This window comes from Micromonospora sp. ANENR4, assembly GCF_015354395.1.
Classification (GTDB): domain Bacteria; phylum Actinomycetota; class Actinomycetes; order Mycobacteriales; family Micromonosporaceae; genus Micromonospora; species Micromonospora aurantiaca.
The window spans coordinates 140,642-162,061 of record NZ_JADKYQ010000013.1; the positions used below are offsets into that span (position 1 = coordinate 140,642).

25 protein-coding genes and 1 riboswitch are annotated in these 21,420 nt (G+C 73.4%); of the genes, 11 read left to right on the forward strand and 14 right to left on the reverse strand.

Annotation, left to right across the window (positions count from 1 at the left end):
• The first annotated feature begins 26 nt into the window (after positions 1 to 26).
• Genes IRY44_RS23130 through IRY44_RS23155 form a run of 6 tightly spaced genes read left to right on the forward strand, consistent with a single transcriptional unit; the run spans position 27 to position 3,793 of the window.
• Positions 27 to 974, forward strand: a complete 948-nt coding sequence (locus tag IRY44_RS23130) for a metal ABC transporter substrate-binding protein (protein WP_194802329.1) — start codon at positions 27 to 29, stop codon at positions 972 to 974.
• Positions 971 to 1,735: a metal ABC transporter ATP-binding protein gene (locus IRY44_RS23135; RefSeq protein ID WP_194802330.1), complete on the forward strand. Its 765-nt coding sequence runs from the start codon at positions 971 to 973 to the stop codon at positions 1,733 to 1,735. Before IRY44_RS23130 ends, IRY44_RS23135 begins: the two co-directional genes overlap by 4 nt.
• 1 nt (position 1,736) lies before the next feature.
• Positions 1,737 to 2,612, forward strand: a complete 876-nt coding sequence (locus tag IRY44_RS23140) for a metal ABC transporter permease (protein ID WP_135241564.1) — start codon at positions 1,737 to 1,739, stop codon at positions 2,610 to 2,612.
• A 43-nt stretch (positions 2,613 to 2,655) separates the two neighbouring features.
• Complete coding sequence (locus IRY44_RS23145; RefSeq protein ID WP_013287947.1) at positions 2,656 to 2,958, forward strand: metalloregulator ArsR/SmtB family transcription factor; 303 nt, start codon at positions 2,656 to 2,658, stop codon at positions 2,956 to 2,958.
• Positions 2,959 to 3,010: 52 nt separating this feature from the next.
• Positions 3,011 to 3,616: a hypothetical protein gene (locus IRY44_RS23150; protein ID WP_194802331.1), complete on the forward strand. Its 606-nt coding sequence runs from the start codon at positions 3,011 to 3,013 to the stop codon at positions 3,614 to 3,616.
• A 9-nt stretch (positions 3,617 to 3,625) separates the two neighbouring features.
• On the forward strand, positions 3,626 to 3,793 hold the full coding sequence (locus tag IRY44_RS23155) for a hypothetical protein (RefSeq protein ID WP_194802332.1): 168 nt from the start codon (positions 3,626 to 3,628) through the stop codon (positions 3,791 to 3,793).
• A gap of 52 nt (positions 3,794 to 3,845) precedes the next feature.
• Here IRY44_RS23155 and IRY44_RS23160 read toward each other — a convergent pair whose 3' ends face one another.
• The 4 genes from IRY44_RS23160 to IRY44_RS23175 form a co-directional block, all read right to left on the reverse strand.
• The gene (locus IRY44_RS23160; protein WP_194802333.1) at positions 3,846 to 5,819 is read right to left on the reverse strand and encodes an acyl-CoA dehydrogenase family protein; all 1,974 of its coding nucleotides are present in this window, start codon (positions 5,817 to 5,819) and stop codon (positions 3,846 to 3,848) included.
• Between the two features lie 108 nt (positions 5,820 to 5,927).
• Positions 5,928 to 6,428, reverse strand: a complete 501-nt coding sequence (locus IRY44_RS23165; protein ID WP_194802334.1) for a DUF6328 family protein — start codon at positions 6,426 to 6,428, stop codon at positions 5,928 to 5,930.
• Positions 6,429 to 6,519: 91 nt separating this feature from the next.
• Positions 6,520 to 7,269, reverse strand: a complete 750-nt coding sequence (locus tag IRY44_RS23170) for a sugar isomerase domain-containing protein (RefSeq protein WP_194802335.1) — start codon at positions 7,267 to 7,269, stop codon at positions 6,520 to 6,522.
• The gene (locus IRY44_RS23175; RefSeq protein ID WP_194802336.1) at positions 7,266 to 8,102 is read right to left on the reverse strand and encodes an alpha/beta fold hydrolase; all 837 of its coding nucleotides are present in this window, start codon (positions 8,100 to 8,102) and stop codon (positions 7,266 to 7,268) included. The genes IRY44_RS23170 and IRY44_RS23175 overlap by 4 nt, the downstream gene beginning before the upstream one ends.
• A gap of 76 nt (positions 8,103 to 8,178) precedes the next feature.
• Positions 8,179 to 8,285, forward strand: a riboswitch (TPP riboswitch).
• A 75-nt stretch (positions 8,286 to 8,360) separates the two neighbouring features.
• On the opposite strand from IRY44_RS23175, the gene IRY44_RS23180 reads away from it, so the two are divergent.
• The 3 genes from IRY44_RS23180 (at position 8,361) to IRY44_RS23190 (ending at position 11,295) form a co-directional block, all read left to right on the forward strand.
• Positions 8,361 to 8,951 carry an ECF transporter S component gene (locus IRY44_RS23180; protein WP_194802337.1) on the forward strand — a complete coding sequence of 197 codons (591 nt, stop codon included), beginning with the start codon at positions 8,361 to 8,363 and terminating at the stop codon, positions 8,949 to 8,951.
• A 113-nt stretch (positions 8,952 to 9,064) separates the two neighbouring features.
• Positions 9,065 to 10,498, forward strand: coding sequence for an ABC transporter ATP-binding protein (locus IRY44_RS23185; protein ID WP_194802338.1), 1,434 nt, complete (start codon positions 9,065 to 9,067; stop codon positions 10,496 to 10,498).
• Positions 10,495 to 11,295, forward strand: a complete 801-nt coding sequence (locus IRY44_RS23190) for an energy-coupling factor transporter transmembrane protein EcfT (protein ID WP_194802339.1) — start codon at positions 10,495 to 10,497, stop codon at positions 11,293 to 11,295. Before IRY44_RS23185 ends, IRY44_RS23190 begins: the two co-directional genes overlap by 4 nt.
• A gap of 227 nt (positions 11,296 to 11,522) precedes the next feature.
• On the opposite strand, the gene IRY44_RS23195 is transcribed toward IRY44_RS23190, so the two are convergent.
• A complete protein-coding gene (locus IRY44_RS23195; protein WP_194802340.1) occupies positions 11,523 to 11,888 on the reverse strand; it encodes a hypothetical protein in 366 nt (121 codons plus the stop codon).
• Between the two features lie 343 nt (positions 11,889 to 12,231).
• Between IRY44_RS23195 and gndA the strand changes: the two genes are divergently transcribed.
• Entirely contained in the window at positions 12,232 to 13,674 is a 1,443-nt protein-coding gene (gndA, locus tag IRY44_RS23200) for an NADP-dependent phosphogluconate dehydrogenase (RefSeq protein WP_194802341.1), read from the forward strand.
• Positions 13,675 to 13,701: 27 nt separating this feature from the next.
• On the opposite strand, the gene IRY44_RS23205 is transcribed toward gndA, so the two are convergent.
• From IRY44_RS23205 to recO, 4 genes are all read right to left on the reverse strand, one after another.
• Positions 13,702 to 13,926: a thioredoxin reductase gene (locus IRY44_RS23205; protein WP_128138750.1), complete on the reverse strand. Its 225-nt coding sequence runs from the start codon at positions 13,924 to 13,926 to the stop codon at positions 13,702 to 13,704.
• A gap of 147 nt (positions 13,927 to 14,073) precedes the next feature.
• Positions 14,074 to 14,259 carry a hypothetical protein gene (locus tag IRY44_RS23210; protein WP_194802342.1) on the reverse strand — a complete coding sequence of 62 codons (186 nt, stop codon included), beginning with the start codon at positions 14,257 to 14,259 and terminating at the stop codon, positions 14,074 to 14,076.
• Between the two features lie 68 nt (positions 14,260 to 14,327).
• A complete protein-coding gene (locus tag IRY44_RS23215; protein ID WP_194802397.1) occupies positions 14,328 to 15,104 on the reverse strand; it encodes an isoprenyl transferase in 777 nt (258 codons plus the stop codon).
• Positions 15,105 to 15,136: 32 nt separating this feature from the next.
• Entirely contained in the window at positions 15,137 to 16,009 is an 873-nt protein-coding gene (gene recO, locus IRY44_RS23220; RefSeq protein WP_194802343.1) for a DNA repair protein RecO, read from the reverse strand.
• Positions 16,010 to 16,111: 102 nt separating this feature from the next.
• Between recO and IRY44_RS23225 the strand changes: the two genes are divergently transcribed.
• Complete coding sequence (locus IRY44_RS23225; protein ID WP_194802344.1) at positions 16,112 to 16,891, forward strand: DUF4097 family beta strand repeat-containing protein; 780 nt, start codon at positions 16,112 to 16,114, stop codon at positions 16,889 to 16,891.
• Positions 16,892 to 16,913: 22 nt separating this feature from the next.
• Here IRY44_RS23225 and IRY44_RS23230 read toward each other — a convergent pair whose 3' ends face one another.
• The 5 genes from IRY44_RS23230 to ybeY form a co-directional block, all read right to left on the reverse strand.
• Complete coding sequence (locus IRY44_RS23230; protein ID WP_194802345.1) at positions 16,914 to 18,089, reverse strand: acyltransferase; 1,176 nt, start codon at positions 18,087 to 18,089, stop codon at positions 16,914 to 16,916.
• Positions 18,090 to 18,240: 151 nt separating this feature from the next.
• Complete coding sequence (era, locus tag IRY44_RS23235) at positions 18,241 to 19,137, reverse strand: GTPase Era (protein ID WP_194802346.1); 897 nt, start codon at positions 19,135 to 19,137, stop codon at positions 18,241 to 18,243.
• Positions 19,134 to 19,520, reverse strand: a complete 387-nt coding sequence (locus tag IRY44_RS23240; protein WP_194802347.1) for a cytidine deaminase — start codon at positions 19,518 to 19,520, stop codon at positions 19,134 to 19,136. The genes era and IRY44_RS23240 overlap by 4 nt, the downstream gene beginning before the upstream one ends.
• Positions 19,513 to 20,937, reverse strand: a complete 1,425-nt coding sequence (locus tag IRY44_RS23245) for a hemolysin family protein (protein ID WP_228532661.1) — start codon at positions 20,935 to 20,937, stop codon at positions 19,513 to 19,515. The genes IRY44_RS23240 and IRY44_RS23245 overlap by 8 nt, the downstream gene beginning before the upstream one ends.
• Positions 20,913 to 21,386 (reverse strand): rRNA maturation RNase YbeY, encoded by a 474-nt coding sequence (gene ybeY, locus IRY44_RS23250; protein WP_013287968.1) that lies wholly within the window; start codon positions 21,384 to 21,386, stop codon positions 20,913 to 20,915. Before ybeY ends, IRY44_RS23245 begins: the two co-directional genes overlap by 25 nt.
• Between the last annotated feature and the right edge of the window lie 34 nt (positions 21,387 to 21,420).

Genomic DNA, 21,420 nt, shown 5'->3' on the forward strand with positions numbered 1-21,420 from the left:
TTTCGTTGTCGCGGACAGTTGAGCCCATGACCGTTCGTGCACCGCGCCGCATCCTGACCGCCGCAACCACCGCCCTGCTCGCCGCCGCCGGCCTGACCGCCTGCGCCGACGGCTCGGGCGGCGCGAGCGAGCCCGGCAGGGTCGACGTGGTGGCCGCGTTCTACCCGCTCCAGTTCCTCGCCGAGCGGATCGGCGGCGACACGGTCGCGGTCAGCAACCTCACCAAGCCGGGCGCCGAGCCGCACGACCTGGAACTCAACCCGCGCCAGGTCGGCCAGGTGGTCGACGCCGACGTGGTCGTCTACCTCAGCGGCTTCCAGCCGGCGGTGGACGAGGCGGTGGAGCAGAACGGCGGCGACCGCGCGTTCGACGTGGCGGGCGTCACGCCGCTGCGGGACGCCGCCGCCGGTGGGCACGACCACGACCACGAGGGCGAGGCCGGGCACACCGAGGAGGGCGGCGGCAAGGACCCGCACGTCTGGCTCGACCCGACCCGGCTGGCCACCATCGGCGACAAGCTCGCCGAGCGGCTCGGCAAGGCCGACCCGGACCACGCCGCCGACTACACCGCCCGCGCCGGCGCGCTGCGCGCCGAGCTGACGAAGCTCGACACCGAGTACGCCGACGGCCTGCGCACCTGCCAGCGCCGGGAGATCGTCACCAGCCACACCGCGTTCGGCTATCTGACCGAGCGCTACCAGCTGGAGCAGATCGGCATCAGCGGGCTCACCCCGGAGTCCGAGCCGTCCCCGAAGCGCCTCGCCGAGGTCGCCGAGGAGGCCCGGGAGCACCAGGCCGGCACGATCTTCTTCGAGACGCTCGTCAGCCCGAAGGTCGCCGAGACGATCGCGCGTGAGGTCGGGGCGAAGACGGCGGTCCTGGACCCACTGGAGGGCCCGCCCGCCGACGGCGACTACCTCTCCGCGATGCGCACCAACCTGCAGACCCTGCGAACCGCTCTGGACTGTTCATGACCTCACCCGTGATCGAGATCGCGCACGCCACCGTCGGCTACGACGGCCGCCCGGTGCTGCGTGACGTCTCGCTGACAGTGACCGCTTCAGAGGTGGTCGCCGTGCTCGGCGCCAACGGCTCCGGCAAGTCGACGCTCGTGCGCGCCGCGCTCGGCCTGGTGCCGGTCGGCGCCGGGTCGGTCGCCCTGTTCGGCACGCCGCAGCGCCGCTTCCGGCAGTGGCACCGCATCGGGTACGTGCCGCAGCGGCTCGGCGCGGGCAGCGGAGTACCAGCCACCGTGCGCGAGGTGGTGGCGTCCGGGCGGCTGGCCCGCCGGGGCGTACTGCGTCCGGCCGGGCGGGCGGACCGGGAGGCGGTGGCGGCGGCGCTGGACGCGGTCGGGCTCGCCGACCGGGCCGGCGACCCGGTGTCGACGCTCTCCGGCGGCCAGCAGCAACGCACCCTGATCGCCCGCGCGCTGGCCGGCCGGCCGGAGCTGCTGGTGCTCGACGAGCCGACCGCCGGGGTGGACGCGGCGAGCCAGGAGGCGTTCGCCGGGGCGCTGCGCGCGTTCCGCGACGGCGGCGGCACGGTGCTGCTCGTCGCGCACGAGCTGGGCCCGCTGCGCCCGCTGATCAGCCGGGCCGTGGTGGTGCACCAGGGCGGGATCGCCCACGACGGCGCGGTGCCCGAACCGGCCGGTCACCACGCCGACCCGGACCACGAGCACGTGCACCCGCACTGCGACGAGGAGCCCGCCCGGCTCTGGACAGGCATCTGAGATGGATCTCTTCCAGTACGACTTCATGCTCCGCGCCCTGGTCGGCGCGCTGATCATCGGTTTGGCCGCCCCGGCGCTCGGCATCTACCTGGTGCAGCGGCGGCTGGCGTTGATCGGCGACGGGCTCGGGCACGTGGCGCTCACCGGCGTCGGCGCGGGGCTGCTGCTCAACCGCTCGCCCGTGCTGGTGGCGGTGATCGCCGCGACGCTCGGCGCGGTGGTGATCGAGCTGGTCCGCGCGTACGGGCGCACCTCCGGTGACCTGGCGCTGGCGCTGCTGTTCTACGGCGGCATCGCCGGTGGCGTGATGCTGGTCGGGCTCTCCGACGCCAGCAGCGGGTCGCTCAACGCGTACCTGTTCGGGTCGCTGACCACCACCTCCCGCACCGACCTGATCACCATCGGCGTCCTCGGCGTGGTGCTGCTGGTGACCATGCTGGTGCTGCGTCCGGCGCTGTTCGCGGTGTGCCACGACGAGGAGTACGCCCGGGTGTCCGGCCTGCCGGTGCGGACACTGAACCTGGTCATCGCGGTCGGTACCGCGGTCACCGTGACCATCGCGATGCGGGCGGTGGGGGTGCTGCTGATCAGCGCGCTGATGGTGGTGCCGGTGGCGACCGCGCAGCAGGTGACCCGGGGCTTCCGCTCCACCATGACGGCGGCCATGGCGCTGGGCCTGTTCGCCGCCGGCACCGGGGTCTGGGTGGCCGCCACCGCCGACACCGCGCCCGGCGCGTCGGTGGTGCTCGTCGCGATCGGCTCGTTCCTGCTGGTCGCGCTCGCGGCGGCCGGTGTGCGGGCGCTGCGGCGGCGGGTGCGGGCCGACCGGGCCACGCCCCCGCCCGAGCCGGTCGAGCACGAGGTGCTGCTGCGGTGAGGCCCTGCCCGCCGGCGCAGCTGGGATTGGTTACCGTTACAGGGTGACCGGCACGAACGGGTACGACGCCTTCGAGGGTGCGGGTGACCTGCTGCGCGCGCTCTCGGCCCCGATCCGGCTCGCGATCGTCAGCGAGCTGGCCGAGGGCGAGCGCTGCGTGCACGAGCTGGTCGAGAAGCTCGGTGCGCCGCAGCCGCTGGTCTCCCAGCACCTGCGGGTGCTGCGCGGCGCCGGGGTGGTGCGCGGGTCGCGGCGCGGCCGGGAGATCGCGTACGCGCTGGTCGACGACCACGTCGCGCACATCGTGGCGGACGCCGTCAGTCACGCCGGTGAAGGGTCGCACTGAGCGGGAAATCGGCCAGGTGCCGACGCGCCCGCGCCGTGGGACGCTGTCCGGCGTGAAGATCTACGCCGACCGTTTTCCCACCGCCGTCCGCCAGTTCCTCACCGACCTGCTCGTGGTCGTCTGGGTGTACGCGGCGATCCGCTTCGCGCTGTGGCTGCACGACGTGGTCGAGAAGCTCGCCGTACCCGGGCAGAAGCTGGAGGGGGCCGGCGGTGGTCTCGCCGACAACCTGGCCGACGCCGGCGGCAAGGTCGGCCGGGTGCCGATCGTCGGCGACGAGCTGACCGCGCCGTTCACCCGTGCCGCCGACGCCGCCCGCGCGGTCGCCGAGGCGGGCCGCGACCAGCAGGAGCTGGTCGGGCAGCTCGCGCTCGGGCTGACCGTCGCGGTGCTGGTGTTCCCGCTCGGCCTGGTGCTGTTCGGCTGGCTGCCGCTGCGCCTGCGCTGGATGCGCCGGGCCGGCGCGGCGAAGGCCCTGGCGGGCGTCCCGGCCGGCCGGGACCTGCTGGCGCTGCGCGCACTGGCGGGTCAGCCGCTGTCGAAGCTGACCCGGATCGCGCCCGACGTCGCCGAGGCGTGGCGGCGCGGCGACGACGCGACTGTCGACGCGCTCGCCGCGCTGGAGCTGCGCGAACTGGGGCTGCGCGGCGGCCGGTAAGGTGTGCGGGTGCTGTACTTCCTGATCGTCGTCGCCGTGCTGCTGCTCGGGTACGCGGCCGTGCTGGTGAGTTTCGTCCGCAAGGGCCGCAAGATCCCGCCGTCGGCGTACCTGGTGCTGGCCGGGCTCAACGGCCTGATCCTGGCCGGCGTCCTGGCCTGGGCGATCGCGCGCTGACCGCCCGCGGCGGCCGTCCGGGTGGGACGACCGCCGGGCGGGCGGGGCGGGGTCAGCCGGCGGGCGGGATGCGACGGCGGACGTCCTGCTCGGTGGACGCCCCCGGTTCCCAGCGGGCCACCCAGGGCAGGTCGGCGGGCGGGGTGACGACACCCTCCTCCACCGAGGCGTACCGGCCGGCGACGATCCGCTTGGCGGCGGCCACGTCGACCGAGTCGGTGTTCGACCACAGACCGGTGAACAGTTCGTCGACGCGCAGCCGCGCCTGACGGCAGAACAGGTCGGCCAGCTCGACGTTCTCCGGGTGCGCGTCCCGCTCGGCGTAGGCCCGGACGCAGACCGCGCTCATCGCGAACAGCTCCGCGCCGATGTCCACCACCCGGCCGAGGAACGCCTGCTTGCGCTCCATCTTCCCCTGCCAGCGGGACATCGCGTAGAACGTCGACCGGGCCAGCTTGCGGGAGGTCCGCTCGACGTGGCGCAGGTGCCCGGCCAGCGGCCCGAACTCCTGGTACGCCCCGGGCGTCTGCCCCTTGCCGACGGCGAGCGTGGGCAGCCACTTCGCGTAGAAGGCGCCGGCCCGCGCGCCCGCCTTCGCCTTGCGGCCCAGCCCGGCGTCGGGGTCGATGATGTCGCCGGCGACGGACAGGTGCGCGTCGACCGCCTCGCGGGCGATCAGCAGGTGCATGATCTCGGTGGAGCCCTCGAAGATCCGGTTGATCCGCAGGTCGCGCAGGAGCTGCTCGACGGCGGCCGGCCGTTCCCCGCGAGCGGCGAGCGAGTCGGCCGTCTCGTAGCCGCGGCCACCGCGGATCTGGATCAGCTCGTCGGCGATCCGCCAGGCCATCTCGCTGGCGTAGAGCTTGACCAGCGCCGCCTCGATCCGGATGTCGTTGCGGTCGTCGTCGGCGAGCATGCAGGACAGGTCGAGCATCGACTCCATGCCGTACGTGGTGGCGGCGATGAAGGACAGCTTCTTCGCCACCGCCTCGTGCTCGCCCACCGGGCGGCCCCACTGGACCCGGTCCGCCGCCCACTCGCGGGCCACGTTGAGCGCCCACTTGCCGGCGCCGACGCACATGGCCGGCAGCGAGAGCCGGCCGGTGTTCAACGTGGTCAAAGCGATCTTGAGGCCCTTGCCCTCACCGCCGATCACGTTCTCCTTCGGCACGAACACGTCGTGGAACCGGGTGAGGCTGTTCTCCAGGCCGCGCAGCCCGACGAAGGAGTTGCGCCGCTCCACGGTGATGCCGTCGCTGTCGCCCTCCACCACGAACGCGGTGATGCCGCCGCGCCGCCCCTCACCGGCCGGCACCCGGGCCATCACCACCAGCAGCGTGGCGAGCGTGCCGTTGGTGGCCCAGAGCTTCACCCCGTTGAGCCGGTAGCCGGTGCCGTCGGCGGTCGGCTCGGCGGTGGTGGCGAGCCGGGCCGGATCGGAGCCGACGTCCGGCTCGGTGAGCAGGAACGCGGAGACCTCACCGGCGGCGAGCCGGGGCAGGAACCGATCCTTCTGCTCGGGCGTGCCGAACATCTTCAGCGGCTGCGGCACGCCGATCGACTGGTGTGCGGAGAGCAGCGCGCTGACCGCCGGGTTCACCGAGCCGACGAGCATCAGCGCCCGGCAGTAGTGCAGGTTGCTCAGCCCCAGCCCGCCGTACTTCCGGTCGATCTTCATGCCGAACGTGCCGAGCCCGGCCAGGCCGTGGAACACCTCGTCGGGGATGCGCGCGTCCCGCTCGATCGCCTCGCCGTCCACCTCGGACGTCAGGTACGCGCGCAGCGCGCCGAGGAACTCGTCGGCGCGGGCCACCTCGGCCGGGTCGGGGCGGGGCCACGGGTCGATCAGGTCGAGCCGGAACCGGCCGAGGAACAGTTCCTTGCCGAAGCTGGGCCGGTCCCAGGCCGACTCGCGGGCCGCCTCGGCGACCTGGCGGGCCTCCTTCTCGGAGACCTGGCCCGCCTCGGTGGGCAGCGGCCCCGCGCCGTCCGGTGACTCGGGCCGGCTGTTCTGGGTCGTGGTCACGGCTGCCTCCTCGTCGGTCCGGCTGCGTCGACACGTGCGACGAAAACGACGCTACCCCCGGGTGTTACCCAGGGGTAGCGCTGCGTGCACGTCCGATTTGGCGGACCGTCAGTCGGTCAGCGACTGAGGGCTGTCGTCCTCGTCGTCGATGTCGTCCTCACCCCAGTTGCGCCTGCTGAACGGCAGGATCGCCCAGAAGATCAGGAACCACACGCCGGTGAGCGCGCTGAGCAGGAACGCGATCGGCCGGTCCAGCACGAAGTCGGTGACCAGCAGGACCGAGCTGACCATCGCGATCAGCATGAAGAACAGGCCGCCGGTGGCCATCCGGTGGGCGAACCGGACCAGCTCCGGCTTACGCCCCTGCCGGAACAGCGCCCGGTGGAACGCGACCGGAGAGATGATCATCGCGGCGGACGCGGCGGCGGTCAGCAGCGCCAGGATGTAGACGTCGCGCTGGAACTCCGTGGTCCGGCCGAACCCGTTGCTGAACGGCAGCGTCAGCAGGAAGGCGAAGAGGATCTGCACGCCTGTCTGCGCGACCCGCAGCTCCTGCAACAGATCGGCGAAGTTGCGCTGCCAGCGCTGCTTCTCGGATTCCTTTGACACTCGCGGACCTCCCCGGGAGACGGCACGGCCGGCGGGTGAACGCCCACCGGCAGGAGCGCCTGTGCCCCGTACGGCTGATCACGAAACCGGTTCAGGATCCCCGGCGGATGCGGCCCGCGTACCGTGCCTCCAGCTCGGCGTTGTGCTCGTCGCCGCCGGTGATGTTCGCGGACAGGTAGACCGGCGGGCGCTGCCCCGCCGCGACCAGCCGGGCCACCACCTCGGTGACGATCTGCTGGGCCAGCAGCGCGGCAGTGATCGAGGAGACCGCGCCGACCGCGCCGCCGCCGGGTAGCGGCAGCGTGGCGTCGCCGTACGGGGCACCGTTGTCCAGCACCACGTCGGCGAAGTCGGCGAGCTTGCGGCCGGACGGGTGCCGCGAGGTCATCCGCGCCGAGTGCTGCGCGGAGGTGATCGCCACCAGGCCGTGCCCGCGTTCCTTCACGACGGACGCGAACTCGACCATCGCCCCGTTCACGCCCGAGTTCGAGGCCAGCACGAACACGTCCTGCGGCCGGATCGGCGCCAGCTCGTAGAGGCGGTGCGCCACCGCCGGATCGCGTTCCAGCTTCGGGCCGAGCACGTCGGCCGGGTCGCCGCCGACCAGCACCAGGTCACGCAGCGCGATCCGGTTGGTGGGCACCAGGCCGCCGGCCCGCCCGGCGATCTCCATGGCCAGCGCCTCGGAGTGCCCGGTGCCGAACGCGTGCACCACCCCGTCGGCCTGCAGTGCCGCCGCGATCAGGTCGGCCGCTTCGGCGACGTTCTGCCGCTGCTCGGCGGCGACCCGGCCGATCGTCTCGGTCACCACCGCCAGGTACGCCTCGGCGCTCGCCGTCATGCCTCCTCCGTTCCTGCGCACCGGGCGAGGATCGCCTCGGCCAACGGGCCGGGCGCCTCGTCCGGGATCCAGTGGCTGACGCCGGACAGCGTCACGAACCGGTAGTCACCGGTGACGTGCGCCGCGCACGCCTGCGCGGCCGTCCGGCCGATCGCCACGTCCTTGTCGCTCCAGACGAACGTAGTAGGCACCCCGACCGGCGCGACCGCCTTCATGTCCGCCCCGGTCATCGCGCGGTACCAGTTCAGCGCCGCCGTCAACGCGCCCGGCTCGCGCATCGGCTCGGCGTACCGGGCGACCGCCTCGGCGTCGCCCACGCCGCTCAGCAGCTTGCGCAGCGTGGCGCCGTTCCACGCCAGCAGCACCTTCTCCGCCGTACCGGGCTTGCGGAACAACGCGATGTACGCGGACTTGACCTTCTGCCGGGGGTCGGTGGCGAGCGCGTGGCCCATCGCGGACGGGTGCGGCACCGACACCGCGGTCAGCGTCCGCACCCGGTCCGGGTGCGCCGCCGCCAGGCCCCACGCCACGATCGCGCCCCAGTCGTGGCCGACCACGTGGGCGCGAGTCACCCCGAGCGCGTCGAGCACCGCGGCCGCGTCGGCCACCAGCTCCGGAATCCGGTACGCCCCGACGTCGGCCGGACGCGCGCCGGGCGAGTAGCCGCGCTGGTCGAGCGCGTACGTGCGCAGCCCGGCGGCGTGCAGCGCGGGCGTGACCGCGTCCCACTCACCGGAGTGCTGCGGGAAGCCGTGCAGCAGCAGGACGGGATCACCGCCCTCGGGGCCGCCGGCGCGTACCTCGAACGTCAGTCCCCGCGCATCCACCAGCATGATCGCCACCATACCGACACTCGCCCTGCTGGGCCGGGGGCCGTGGTCGGTGCTAGCGTCTGCGACGAGACAACTTCACATCCGACAGGGGAGCGCACAGCGCTGAGAGTGCGGGCCGGTGCCCGCAGACCCTCGAACCTGATCTGGGTAATGCCAGCGCAGGGAGTTCGGTCGACCTCCAGCCGCGTCGCCGTCCGGTGACCACCGGGCGCGGCGTGCGTCTTCTCCTGGTTCACCTCGACGAACTGGGAGCCAACCGTGAACCGTACCGACAGCAACCGCTGGCGTACCGTCGACATCGTCGTCGCCTCGGTCATCGCCGTCGCCTTCGGCGTCGTCTTCTGGGCCTGGGGCCTGCTCTGGAGCGCCACCGACGCGGCGTTCGCGTTCTTCCCGCCGGCACAGGCCGTGCTCTACGGCGTGTGGCTGATCCCGGCGGTGCTCGCCGGCCTGATCATCCGCAAGCCGGGCGCTGCGCTGTACTGCGAGACCGTGGCCGCGATCATCTCCGCCCTGCTGGGCAGCCAGTGGGCGAGCATCGTGATCCTCCAGGGCCTGATGCAGGGCATCGGCGCCGAGCTGGCCTTCGCCGCGTTCCGGTACCGCTCGTTCCGACTGCCGGTGGCGGTGCTGGCCGGTGCGCTGACCGGTCTCGGCGCGGCGATCTTCGACTTCGTCTACTGGAACAAGGCGTTCGACTTCGCCTCCTACCGCCTCCCGTACGCGCTGATCACGATTGTCAGCGCCACTATCGTCGCCGGTCTGGGCGCGCACGTCCTCACCCGCGCGCTGGCGAACACCGGCGTCCTGGACCGCTTCCCCGCCGGCCGGGATCGCGCCCTGGTCTGAGGCTCGCCTCGCACCGCCCCGGTGATCAAGGAGTTTGCGTCCGCCGGGCACGGTTTCCCGGACGCGAACTCCTTGATCACGCAGGCTGGGCCGGGAGAGGGGGTGGGTGGGCGGTGAGCGGGGTGGTGCTGCGGGGGTTCGGGTGGCGGCACGGGGGACGGAAACGCTGGGCTCTGCGCGGGGTGGATCTGCGCGTGGAGAGCGGCGAGCGGGTGCTGCTGCTCGGACCCTCCGGCGCCGGCAAGAGCACGCTGCTGGCGGCGCTGGCCGGGCTGCTGCCGGAGGACTCCGGCGAGCAGGAGGGAACCGTCGAGATCGACGGGCTGGACCCGCGCAAGGCCCGCGAGCGCGTCGGCATCGTCTTCCAGGACCCGGTATCCCAACTCGTCATGGCCCGCTCCGGTGACGACGTGGCGTTCGGGCTGGAGAACCGTGGCGTACCCGCCGGGGAGATCTGGCCCCGCGTCGACGAGGCGCTGCACCGGGTCGGCTTCCCGTACGACAGGGACCGCCCCACCGCCGCGCTCAGCGGCGGCGAGCAGCAGCGGCTCGCGCTGGCCGGCACGCTCGCGCTGCGCCCCGGGCTGCTGCTGCTCGACGAGCCCACCGCCAACCTCGACCCGGCCGGCGCCGGCCTGATCCGCCGGGCCGTCGCGAATGCGCTCGACCCGGACACCACGATGGTCCTGGTCGAGCACCGGGTCACCGAGGCGCTGCCGCTTGTCGACCGCGTCGTGGTGCTGGAACCCGGCGGCGGGGTCCGCGCCGACGGGGCGCCCGACGCGGTCTTCGCCGCGCACGGCGAGGCGCTGGCCGCCGCCGGGGTCTGGGTACCCGGGCACGTCGCGCCGCCCCGGCACGCCACCACGCCGCCCGGCGACGTGCTGCTCACCGCGGAGCGGCTCGGCCTGCCGCCGCGGCTCGACCCCACCGATCTTCGGGTACGCGCCGGCGAGGCGCTCGCCGTCCTCGGCCCCAACGGGGCCGGCAAGTCCACACTGGCACTGCTCCTGGGCGGCCTGCTGAAGCCCGGCACGGGCGCCGTCACCGCGTCGGCGGAACTCGCCGGGCGGGACGCACGTACTCCCCCGCACCGCTGGCGGGCACCCGCGCTGGTACGCCGGATCGGTTCGGTGTTCCAGGACCCGGAACACCAGTTCGTCACCGCCACTGTGCGCGACGAACTGGCGCTCGGCCCGCGCCGCACCGGCCGGCCCGAGTCGGCGGTCACCGCCACCGTCGACGAGCTGCTGCACCGGTTGCGGCTGGACCGGCTGGCCGGCGCCAACCCGTACACCCTCTCGGGTGGGGAGGCGCGGCGGCTGAGCGTGGCGACGGCCCTGGCCACCGCGCCCCGCCTGCTGATCTGCGACGAGCCCACGTTCGGCCAGGACCGGCGGACCTGGCTGGAGCTGGTCGACCTGCTCGCCGAGCTGCGCGACGCCGGGCACGGCGTGGTCACGGTGACCCACGACGAGGACTTCGTCGCCGCGCTGGCCGACCGGACGCTCACCCTGCCCCGCTCCCCCGACGGGGTGGTCGCGTGATCGGCCTCGAACCGGTCGCCGCACCCGGCGCACCGCTGGCCCGGCGCAACCCGGTGGCGAAGCTGGCCGCCGCCGTGGTCTTCACGCTGATCCTGGTGGCGACGCTCGACCCGGTGGCCCCGGCCGTCGCCATCGCCGTCGAACTCGCGGTGCTCCCGCTGTTCGGCGTCCGCTACCGGGTGCTCGCCCGCCGGGCCTGGCCGCTGCTCGCCGGTGCCGTGGGCATCCTCGTCACGCTTGTGCTCTTCGCGGCCGACCGCTCCGGCCGTGTCCTGCTCGAAGCCGGCCCGGTGCTGGTCACCGAGGGGGTGCTCGTCACCGCGCTGGGCCTCGTGCTGCGGATGCTCGCCGTGGCGCTACCAGGCATCGTCGTGTTCGCCACCACCGACCCGACCGACCTGGCCGATGCGCTGATCCAGAACGCGAAGACGCCCGCCCGGTTCGCCATCGGGGCGCTCGCCGCGTTCCGGATGGTGCCGCTGCTGGAACAGGAGTGGCGGATGATCAGCATGGCCCGCCGGGCCCGCGGCGTGGACGCCGGCCGCAACCCGGTGGCGAAGCTGCGGCTGTTCGCGTCCACCGCGTTCACGCTGCTGGTGGGCGCCATCCGGCGGGGTACCCGGCTGGCCGTGGCGATGGACGCGCGGGGCTTCGACGCGGGTACGCCGCGCACCGTGGCCCGCCCGCAGCGCTTCACCCGCGCCGACGCGCTGCTCGTCGCGGGCGCCGCCCTGCTGGCAGCCGGCGCCCTGGCCACAAGCATCGCCCTGGGCACCTTCCGCCCCTTGATCGGCTGACCCCGAGCCCAGTCCCCGCCCAGCGCCCCGCCCCCCGCCCCGCCCCGTTGATCATGAAGTTGACGGTACCGGTTGCCCGTTTTGTCGCCGCCAACCTCATGATCAGCCAGGGTCGGGCGAGATCTTGGTACGGAAGGGCCCCTATGGGGGCCGGAATCTTCCAAGATCTTCGGGGATGCTCGGGCAGGCCCCGGATGAGGGGGCCTGCCCGGTGGGCGGGCTGTCGGTCAGCTGCGGCGGAAGGCGTAGAACCGGGTCTGGCCGGCGCGCTGGCTCCGCCCGGTGAACCGGGCCTGCTGCCCTGCCGGTGGACCCGATCTGGGCGGCGTCGCGGATGCGCCCGGCAGGACCGGGGTCTCCGGAGACTCCGAGGGCGACACCGTCGGCGCAGCCAGGACTGGCGACACCGCATCCGGGGACACGGCGGGCGCCGCCGGCTCGGTGGGAAGCACCACCGGGGACACGGTGGACGCCAACGGCTCGGTGGGGAGCACCACCGCGGGTGGCGTCTCCATGAGCGCGTCGAGGTTCGGCGTGGTCACCTGCGGCGACGACTGCTTGCGGGACTTCTTCGGATTGCGCTTCGCGGGCATTCGCGGGCCTCCTGTCGTGCGGGCGCGCCGACCGGGACGCGCCGAGCGAGGGCTCCGGTGCGTTCCGATCACGACAGACACCGCGACCGACGGTGGCGGGGAAGGAATGCGGACGCCCGGAGCAGGACGGGTCCACGGCACTGGCGGCGGTGGACCGGGCTCGGAGGTGGGGCGTCACATACGCATGCGGCAACGCTACCCCGCCACCGGACGTCCCGCACCCGAATTAACGCAAGGACGCACGGCCACGCCTCGGTCACGCCCTGTCGACGTCCCCGCCCGCTCCCCCGGCGACCGCGATACGGTCGCAGCACGGCAGCACGAACGAGAGGTGGCGGTACGCATGGCAGAGCAGGCGACGGCGCAGATCGGGGTCACCGGTCTGGCGGTGATGGGCCGCAACCTGGCCCGGAACCTGGCCCGCAACGGCTTCGCCGTGGCGGTGCACAACCGGTCGCCGGAACGTACCCGCAGCCTGGTCGCGGAGCACGGCGACGAGGGCACGTTCGTGCCGTCGGAGTCGCTCGCGGACTTCGTCGGCTCGCTGGAGCGGCCCCGCGCGGTGATCGTGATGGTGAAGGCCGGCGCGCCCACCGACGCGGTGATCGACGAGCTGATCCCGCTGCTGGAGGAGGGCGACATCGTCGTCGACTGCGGCAACGCGCACTTCGCCGACACCCGCCGCCGGGAGGAGGCGCTGCGCGAGCACGGGCTGCACTTCGTCGGCACCGGTGTGTCCGGCGGCGAGGAGGGCGCGCTGCTCGGCCCGAGCATCATGCCCGGCGGGTCGGCCGAGTCGTACCGCAAGCTCGGGCCGATCTTCGAGAAGATCGCCGCGCAGGTGGACGGCGAGCCCTGCTGCCGGCACATCGGGCCGGACGGCGCGGGCCACTTCGTGAAGATGGTGCACAACGGCATCGAGTACGCCGACATGCAGCTCATCGCCGAGGCGTACGACCTGTTGCGGGCCGGTCTGTCGGCGAGCCCGGCGGAGATCGCGGAGATCTTCCGGGAGTGGAACGGCGGCGAGCTGGGGTCGTTCCTCATCGAGATCACCGCCGACGTGCTCGGCCACACCGACGCGGCCACCGGCCAGCCGTTCGTGGACATCGTGCTCGACCAGGCCGAGCAGAAGGGCACCGGCCGCTGGACCGTGCAGAGCGCGCTGGACCTCGGCATCCCGATCACCGGCATCGCCGAGGCCACGTTCGCCCGGTCGCTGTCCGGTCACGCCGACCAGCGCGAGGCCGCCCGCCGGGTGTTCGCCGACGCGGGCGACAAGTGGCAGGTGGACGACCGGGACGCGTTCGTCGAGGACGTGCGCCGCGCGCTCCTGGCCAGCAAGATCGTCGCGTACGCGCAGGGCTTCGACCACATCCGGGCCGGCAGCCGGGAGTACGACTGGGACATCGACCTGGGCGGTACGGCCACGATCTGGCGGGGCGGCTGCATCATCCGGGCCGGTTTCCTGGACCGGATCCGGGAGGCGTACGACGCGGAGCCGGACCTGTCGACGCTGCTCGTCGCGCCGTGGTTCGCCGAGCGGGTCAGCGCCGGCGTACCGGCCTGGCGACGGGTGGTGGCCGACGCGGCCCGGGCGGGCGTGCCGGCCCCGGCCTTCGGGTCGTCGCTGGCCTACTTCGACGCTCTGCGGGCGCAGCGGCTGCCGGCCGCGCTGATCCAGGGCCTGCGGGACGACTTCGGCGCGCACACCTACCACCGGGTGGACCGGCCCGGCTCGTTCCACACGCTCTGGGCGGGCGACCGCTCCGAAGTGGAGGCGTGAGCCGCACCGGCAGCCCGGCCGGACGCCTCACCAGGCCCGCTGGCCGTCCGGGTCGGGCGCCCACCCGGCGGCCGGCTCGCCCGCCGCCAGCTCGCCGATCTCACCGGAGCGGACGGCGGGGGTGTGCCCGAGGTCGGCGCACCACCGCTGGGCGACGTCGGCGCACAGTGCGGCGACGGCGTCCCGGCGAGCCGGCTCCACCAGGTCGGCGGCGGCCAGGGCAGCAGTCATCTCGTACCGGAGATCGCGCATCCTCCACCCCCGTGGCGGGCGCGCACCCGGCGGCACGCCCTGCGCCGATCGTAGAGCGCGACGCCCCGCGCCCGGCGGGAAAGCCGGATGCGGGGCGTCACGGTCGGGCCGGATGCCGGCCACGGCCACCAGGGCCGGACGTCGCGGTCAGAAGAACCGGCGACGCTTGGCCTTCTGCGGCCGGACCAGGTCGGCGCCCTTGGTCAGCAGACGGCTCACCCCGGACGGGCCGCGACGGGCCTCCAGGGTGTGGCTGAGCCGGCGCGCGCCGGCCGCTGCCAGCGGCACGGCGACCGCCATGAACGCCCACTGCGCGATCCGCTTTTGAATCATGTGGTTCACCTCCGCGTTTGCTGTCTGGAGGTATCGGTACCCAGCGCGGCGCCCCGGTAAGCGTGACGTCAGGCGCCCGGGGCGACCGGGTTGGGCAGGGCACCGCCGAAGCGGCGGTCGCGTTGCGCGTACAGCTCGCAGGCGTACCAGAGATGACGGCGGTCGAAGTCGGGCCAGAGCGTGTCCAGGTAGACCAGCTCGGCGTACGCGGTCTGCCAGAGCAGGAAGTTGGAGATGCGCTGCTCGCCGGAGGGGCGCAGGAACAGGTCGACCTCGGGCACCTCGGGGTGGTAGAGGTACCGCGCCACCGTCTTCTCGTTCACCTTCGCCGGATCCAGCTTGCCGGCGGCGACGTCACGGGCGATCCCGGCGGCGGCGTCGGCGATCTCGGCCTGGCCGCCGTAGTTGACGCAGAACTGCAGCGTCAGCGTCGAGTTGCCGCGCGACATCTCCTCGGCGGTCTGCAGCTCGGAGATGACGCTCTTCCACAGCCGGCCGGCGCGGCCCGACCAGACCACCCGTACGCCCAGGTCGACGAGCTGGTCGCGGCGGCGGCGGATGACGTCCCTGTTGAAGCCCATCAGGAAGCGGACCTCGTCGGGCGAGCGCCGCCAGTTCTCGGTGGAGAACGCGTACGCCGACAGGTAGGGGATGCCCATCTCGATCGCGCCCTCGACGGCGTCGAACAGGCTGTGCTCGCCCTGCTCGTGCCCCTTGGTGCGGGGCAGCCCGCGCTCCTTGGCCCAGCGGCCGTTGCCGTCCATCACGATGGCGACGTGGCGGGGCACCGCGGCGGGCGGCAGCGCCGGCGGACGGGCGCCGGAGGGGTGCGGGGTCGGCGGCACCGGCTCGCGGCGGGTCGCCCTCGTCGATCGGATCACTCGGTCATCTCCCTGTTCACACCGGCGACTGGCCCGGCGCCGGAGCGCGGCGGGACCACATCCGGTCCCGCGACGCCGGGCGGCGGGACCGCGCCGGCCGCCGGGGCACCCCGGTCGACCAGCGGCAGCGAGCGTAGCGCGCGCTCCAGATGCCACTGGAGGTGCGCCGCGACCAGCCCGCTGCACTCCCGGCGTACGCCGGTCTCCGCCGCGTCGGCGTACCCCCAGTCGCCGGAGGTCAGCGCGGACATCAGCTCCAGCGTGGCGGGCGCGGGGTGGGCGGCGCCCGGCGGGCGGCAGTCCGGGCAGACGGCGCCGCCGGCCGGTACGGAGAACGCGCGGTGCCGGCCCGGCTCGCCGCACACGGCGCAGGCGGCGAGCGCCGGCGCCCAGCCGGCGAACGCCATGCCGCGCAGCAGGTACGCGTCGAGCACCAGCGTGGTGGCGTGCTCGCCCCGGGCGAGCGACTTCATCGCGCCGAGGGTGAGCTGGAACAGTCGCAACGACGGCTCGCGCTCGACCGGGGTGAGTCGCTCGGCGGTCTCGGCGATCGCGCTGGCCGCGGTGTAGCGGGGGTAGTCGCCGAGGAACCGCTTGCCGTACAGCTCGATCGCCTCGACCTGGCTGACGGTGTGCAACGAGCTGCCCTGGTTGCCCTTGGGGTCACCGGCGAGCTGGAGGTCGACGTGCCCGAACGGCTCCAGCCGTGCGCCGAACCGGCTCGTGGTGCGCCGCACGCCCCGGGCCACCGCGCGCAACCGGCCGTGCCGGCGGGTGAACAGCGTGATGATGCGGTCGGACTCGCCCAGCTTCTGCACACGCAGCACCACCGCGTCGTCGCGGTAGAGCTGTCGGCGGTACCCGGCCATCAGGCCATTCTCCCTCCGGGTGCGATCTCAGGGTCGGCTCGGGGTGCACCGGCGGGCGATCCCCGATGTGCCGGGCGCCGAGCCGGTCCTAATGTGCTGGCCATGGCTTCGCTCCGCACCGCGGTGGCCGCGACCGCTGCCGCCGCCCTCATCGTTCTCTCCGGGTGTGACACCCTCTCGTTCCGCCGCCTCGACTACGACCACACCGAGCGGACCAGGATCACGAAGATCACCGTGGACGACGACGGCGCCGGCGACGTCGTGGTGCGGGCCAACGGCCCCGCCGACCAGGTACGCGTCAAGCGCGTGGTCCGCTACCAGGGCGACGAGCCGACCAGCCGGTACGAGATCAAGGGCGACGAACTCGTCCTGCCCACGGACTGCGGGCACCGGTGCAGCATCTCCTGGGAGGTGACCGCGCCGCCCGGTGTGGTGGTCCGCGGTGGCACCGGCTCGGGCAACGTCGACCTCACCGACGTGGGCGCCGTCGAGTTCACGCTCAGCTCCGGCGACCTGACCATCAGGGGCACCACCGGCGAGGTCCGTGCCTCCACCACGTCGGGCAACATCCGGGTCGTCGAGGCGGCCGGCCCGGTGCGGCTGCGGGCCCGCTCCGGCGACATCGAGGCCCGCCGGCTCGCCTCCGCCGTCGACGTGGAGACCACCTCCGGCAACATCGTCGTCGAGCTGGACGAGCCGGCTCCGGCCCGGGTGCACGCCACGAGCGGCGACGTCGACCTGGCCGTACCGGCCGGCCGCTACCGGGTGCGCGCCACCGCGACATCCGGCGACACCGACGTACGCGTCACCGACGACCCGACCGCGTCGGTGACGCTCGAAGCGTCCGCCACCAGCGGCAACGTCACGGTAAGCACGCGCTGAGCGGGCCGCGCCCGGTGGTCGCTCAGTCGCCGCCGGGCGCGTCCCGCCGGGACGCCGGGACGCCGTCTCTCCGGCCGGGGTCCTCGGGCGGGCGACGCGGGCCCGGCACCCGGGCGCCGACGCTGACCAGCGCGTCCTCCGCCCCGGCGGGGGCCGGGCTGGCCGGGGCGGCCGCCGCCCGGTCGGCCACGGTCCGCCGCGGCTTGCCGGGGAGCAGTTCGGGGGTACGCCGGGCGGCCACGTCCTCGACCCAGCCGACCATGAGCGTCACCACGCCGACGAGCGCGAAGACCAGCCCCACCCGCAGCCACAGGCCCACCGGGTCGCGTGGCGACCAGCCGACCAGGCCGACAAGCGGGGTGAGGAGCACCACGAACGGCATGTGCCAGAGGTAGATGGTCAGCGCGCGCCGGTTCACCACAGTGACCGCCCGGCCGAGCGCCGGCACGCGGTCGACCCAGGTCACCCCCGCCGGCGCCCGGCCGATCGCCACCAGGATGAACGCGGCCGACCAGAGCGCGTTGCCCAGCGGGATGTCGTTGATGTCGTACCCGCGCGGCCCCGGGTGGGTGACGATCCACGCCAGCCCGGCAGCGCCGACTACAGCGGCCACCGGCAGCAGCACCCGGTTGCGCATCCGGCGCAGCATCCCGTCGTGGTGGGCGAAGCCGAGCAGCCAGGCGCCGAAGTAGAGGCCGAACTCCCGCAGCACCGTCGGCGGGTTCGCCAGGAGGCCCACCTCGATCGCGACCAGCAGCAGGTACGGGGCGGCGAGCGTGGGCAGCGGCGCCCGGCGGAACAGCCGGAGCACCAGCGGTGAGGCGAGGACGAACCACAGGTAGTCCCGCAGGTACCAGATCGGACTGAGCGCCAGCCCGCCCCAGTAGTTGGCCGGCGGGTCGCTGATCGGGAAGAGCCAGAGGAGCACCTTCGGGCTGAACGCCAGCCCGGTGAGCAGCATGGCCGGCACGAAGACCGCGGCGACCACCCACAGCGACGGCAGCAGGCGGCGCAGCCGGCGGCCGACCGCGCGTACCCCGCTGCGATCGAGTGACGCCGCCATCAGCGACCCGGCCAGGGCGAACATCACCGACATCGCCGGGAACACCAGCGTGAGCGTGGCGTAGCCGGTGACGTGGTAGGTGACGACGCGCAGGATGGCCAGGAAGCGGAGCAGGTCCAGGTAGCGGTTTCGCATCAGCTCGCGGCGGGGTCCGGGGGCAGAGACAATGGTCCCTACCCTGCTCCCGGACACTGTGAAACAAGCAAGAACACCTATGGAAAGTGAGATGTCCCATAGGTCTGGCTGATCCTGATCATCCGCTACCCGGGCCTGCCCCGGCCGCCGGTCAGAAGCCGAGCTTGCGCAACTGCTTCGGGTCGCGCTGCCAGTCCTTCGCCACGCGGACGTGCAGGTCGAGATAGACCCGGGTGCCCAGCAGCTCCTCGATCTGCCGCCGGGCGGTCGTGCCCACGTGCTTGAGGCGACTGCCCCGGTGGCCGATGACGATGGCCTTCTGGCTCGAGCGCTCCACGTACACGTCGGCGTAGATCTTGGTGAGGTTGCCCTCCGGGATCATCTCCTCGACCACCACCGCGATGGAGTGCGGCAGCTCGTCGCGTACGCCCTCCAGCGCCGCCTCGCGGACCAGCTCCGCCACGAGCACCTGCTCCGGGTCGTCGGTGAGCATGTCGTCCGGGTAGAGCTGCGGCGACTCGGGCAGGTAGCCGGTCATCACGTCGACGAGCGTGTCCACCTGGTGGCCGGAGACAGCGCTGACCGGCACCACGTCGGCGAACTCGCCCAGCTCGCTGACCGCGAGCAACTGCTCGGCCAGCCGCTTCTTGTCGACCAGGTCGGTCTTGGTGACCACCGCCAGCACTGTCGCCTTGAGGCTGGCCAGCTCGCCGGTGATGAAGCGGTCGCCCCGGCCGACCGGCTCGTTCGCCGGCACGCACAGGCCGATCACGTCGACCTCGCTCCAGGTCTCCCGGACCAGGTCGTTGAGGCGCTCGCCGAGCAGCGTGCGGGGCCGGTGCAGACCCGGGGTGTCGACAAGCACGAGTTGCGAGTCCGGGCGGTGCAGCACCGCCCGGATGATGTGCCGGGTGGTCTGCGGCTTGTTCGAGGTGATCGCGATCTTCGTGCCGACGATCGCGTTCGTCAGCGTCGACTTGCCGGCGTTCGGCCGACCGACGAAACAGGCGAAACCGGCCCGGTAGGGACGCGGCTCGGGCGTTGTCACTCGACCACCGTGCCGAGGACGGTGCCGTCCGGCGCGGCCACGTGCACCGGCGCGTCGGCGGACAGGTCACGCACGGCGGCGTGCCCGGAGCCGTCCAGCGTCGACGCCTCGGTCACCACCACCGCGGCCTCCAGCCGGCTCGCGCCCGCCGCCACCGCCGAGGCCACCGCGAGCTGGAGGGCGGTCAGGGTCAGCGACGGCAGCGCCACGCTCGCCGCCGCGTACGTCCGGCCGTCCTGGTCGCGAACCGCGGCGCCCTCCACTGCAGCCACCCGGCTCCGCGCGCCCCGGGCCAGGATCACGAGCTTGGCGTCCTCCGCGCTCAGCTCGGCCGGGTCGGCGGGGGTGGGCAGGGCGGCCGGTACGGCGGGTGACTCAGGCATCGGCGGGTTGCCTCTCCTCGGAACGGTTGTTGTCGCCACGGTTGTTGTCGCCACGCGAATCGGGCGGCTCGCTGCGGTTGGTGCCCTCCGGCGCGTCACCCCGGTCGACCCGGCTCACCAGAACCGTGTCGATCCGGTTGCGCCGGCCGGTGGTGCCCTCGGCCACCAGCCGCAGGCCGGCCACCTCGGCCTCGGCGCCCGGGATGGGCACCCGGCCGAGCGCCTGGGCGAGCAGGCCACCGACCGTCTCCACCTCGTCGGTGGGCAACTCGGTGTCGAACAGCTCGCCCAGATTCTCCACCGGCAGCCGCGCGGTCACCCGCACGGCCCCGTCGGGCAGGTGCTCGACCGGCGGGCGCTCGACATCGTACTCGTCGGTGATCTCCCCGACGATCTCCTCCAGGATGTCCTCGATGGTGACCAGCCCGCCGGTGCCGCCGTACTCGTCGACCACGATGACCAGGTGGTTGCGGGCCGCCTGCATCTCGGAGAGCAGGTCGTCCACCGGCTTGGACTCCGGCACGAACGTGGCCGGGCGCATCAGCTCGGCCACCGGCATCTGCCGGGCGGCCTGGTCGCCCTGCACCCGGCGGATCAGATCCTTGAGGTAGAGCACACCGAGCACGTCGTCGACGTTCTCGCCGATCACCGGGATGCGGGAGAACCCGGAGCGCAGGAACAACGCCAGCGCCTGCGCGAGCGTCTTGCGTTCCTCGATCCACACCATCTCGGTACGCGGCACCATCACCTCGCGGGCGATGGTGTCGCCGAGCGCGAAGACCGAGTGGATCATCTGACGCTCGCCGTGCTCCACCACACCGCGCTGCTCGGCCAGGTCGACCAGTTCCCGCAGCTCCACCTGGGTCGCGAAGGGCCCCTCGCGGAAGCCCTTGCCGGGGGTGACCGCGTTGCCGATCAGGATCAGCAGCGACGCCAGCGGGTTGAGCGCGCGGCCCAGCCAGCGCACCAGCGGCGCGACCGCGCGGCCGACCGCGTACGCGTGCTGGCGGCCGATCGTCCGCGGGCCGACGCCGACCACGACGAAGCTCACCACAGTCATCGCGCCCGCGGTCACCAGCGCCGCCCGCCAGCCCGCGCCGAACGTGTCGACGGCCACCAGCGCGACGAGCGTGGTGGCGGTCAGCTCGGCCAGCAGGCGCAGCAGGAGCAGCAGGTTCAGATGGCGGACCACGTCACCGGCGACCGCCTGGAGAGCACGTCCGCCGCGGGCGCCGTCCCGGGTCAGCTCCGCGGCACGGGCCGGCGAGACCGCTGCCAGCGCCGCCTCGGTCATCGCGATCAGGCCGGCGAGCACCACCAGCCCGGCGGCGAAGACCAGGAGTTGAAGATCAGGCAGTCCGGCGGGGGTGCGGACCGCCGCCAAGGTGTCCATCACCGCGACCGGGTCGACCGCCAGCTGGCCAGCAGCCGGGCCTGGAGACCGAACATCTCCCGCTCCTCCTCGGGCTCGGCGTGGTCGTAGCCCAGCAGGTGCAGCACGCCGTGCACGGTGAGCAGGTGCAGCTCGTCGGCGGCCGAGTGTCCGGCCACGGCGGCCTGCTTGGCCGCCACCTCCGGGCAGAGCACGATGTCGCCGAGCAGGGCGGGCTCACCGCCGGCCGGGTTGCTCTCCCCCGGGCCGTGGTCGACGCTGCCCTCGTCCATGGGGAAGGCGAGCACGTCGGTCGGGCCGTCGCCACCCATCCAGCGGTGGTTCAGCTCCGACATGTATTCGATGTCGACGAGCAGCACGGACAGCTCGGCGAGGGGGTTGACCCCCATCTCGTCGAGGGCGTGCCGCGCGACGGCGAGCACGGCGTCGGTGTCGACGTCGACACCCGACTCGTTGGCGATCTCGATGGACAACTGTCTTCCTCTGATGATGTGACGGCTTCCGCCG

Excerpts from the sequence above, each read along its gene's own strand:
- IRY44_RS23230 (WP_194802345.1), bottom strand. The coding sequence starts at position 18,089 with ATGCGAAACCGCTACCTGGACCTGCTCCGCTTCCTGGCCATCCTGCGC.
- IRY44_RS23240 (WP_194802347.1), bottom strand. The coding sequence starts at position 19,520 with ATGCCTGAGTCACCCGCCGTACCGGCCGCCCTGCCCACCCCCGCCGAC.
- IRY44_RS23210 (WP_194802342.1), bottom strand. The coding sequence starts at position 14,259 with ATGATTCAAAAGCGGATCGCGCAGTGGGCGTTCATGGCGGTCGCCGTG.
- IRY44_RS23195 (WP_194802340.1), bottom strand. The coding sequence starts at position 11,888 with ATGCCCGCGAAGCGCAATCCGAAGAAGTCCCGCAAGCAGTCGTCGCCG.
- IRY44_RS23140 (WP_135241564.1), top strand. The coding sequence starts at position 1,737 with ATGGATCTCTTCCAGTACGACTTCATGCTCCGCGCCCTGGTCGGCGCG.
- IRY44_RS23130 (WP_194802329.1), top strand. The coding sequence starts at position 27 with ATGACCGTTCGTGCACCGCGCCGCATCCTGACCGCCGCAACCACCGCC.
- IRY44_RS23175 (WP_194802336.1), bottom strand. The coding sequence starts at position 8,102 with ATGCTGGTGGATGCGCGGGGACTGACGTTCGAGGTACGCGCCGGCGGC.
- IRY44_RS23135 (WP_194802330.1), top strand. The coding sequence starts at position 971 with ATGACCTCACCCGTGATCGAGATCGCGCACGCCACCGTCGGCTACGAC.
- recO (WP_194802343.1), bottom strand. The coding sequence starts at position 16,009 with ATGGCCGGGTACCGCCGACAGCTCTACCGCGACGACGCGGTGGTGCTG.
- IRY44_RS23170 (WP_194802335.1), bottom strand. The coding sequence starts at position 7,269 with ATGACGGCGAGCGCCGAGGCGTACCTGGCGGTGGTGACCGAGACGATC.
- gndA (WP_194802341.1), top strand. The coding sequence starts at position 12,232 with ATGGCAGAGCAGGCGACGGCGCAGATCGGGGTCACCGGTCTGGCGGTG.
- IRY44_RS23205 (WP_128138750.1), bottom strand. The coding sequence starts at position 13,926 with ATGCGCGATCTCCGGTACGAGATGACTGCTGCCCTGGCCGCCGCCGAC.
- IRY44_RS23225 (WP_194802344.1), top strand. The coding sequence starts at position 16,112 with ATGGCTTCGCTCCGCACCGCGGTGGCCGCGACCGCTGCCGCCGCCCTC.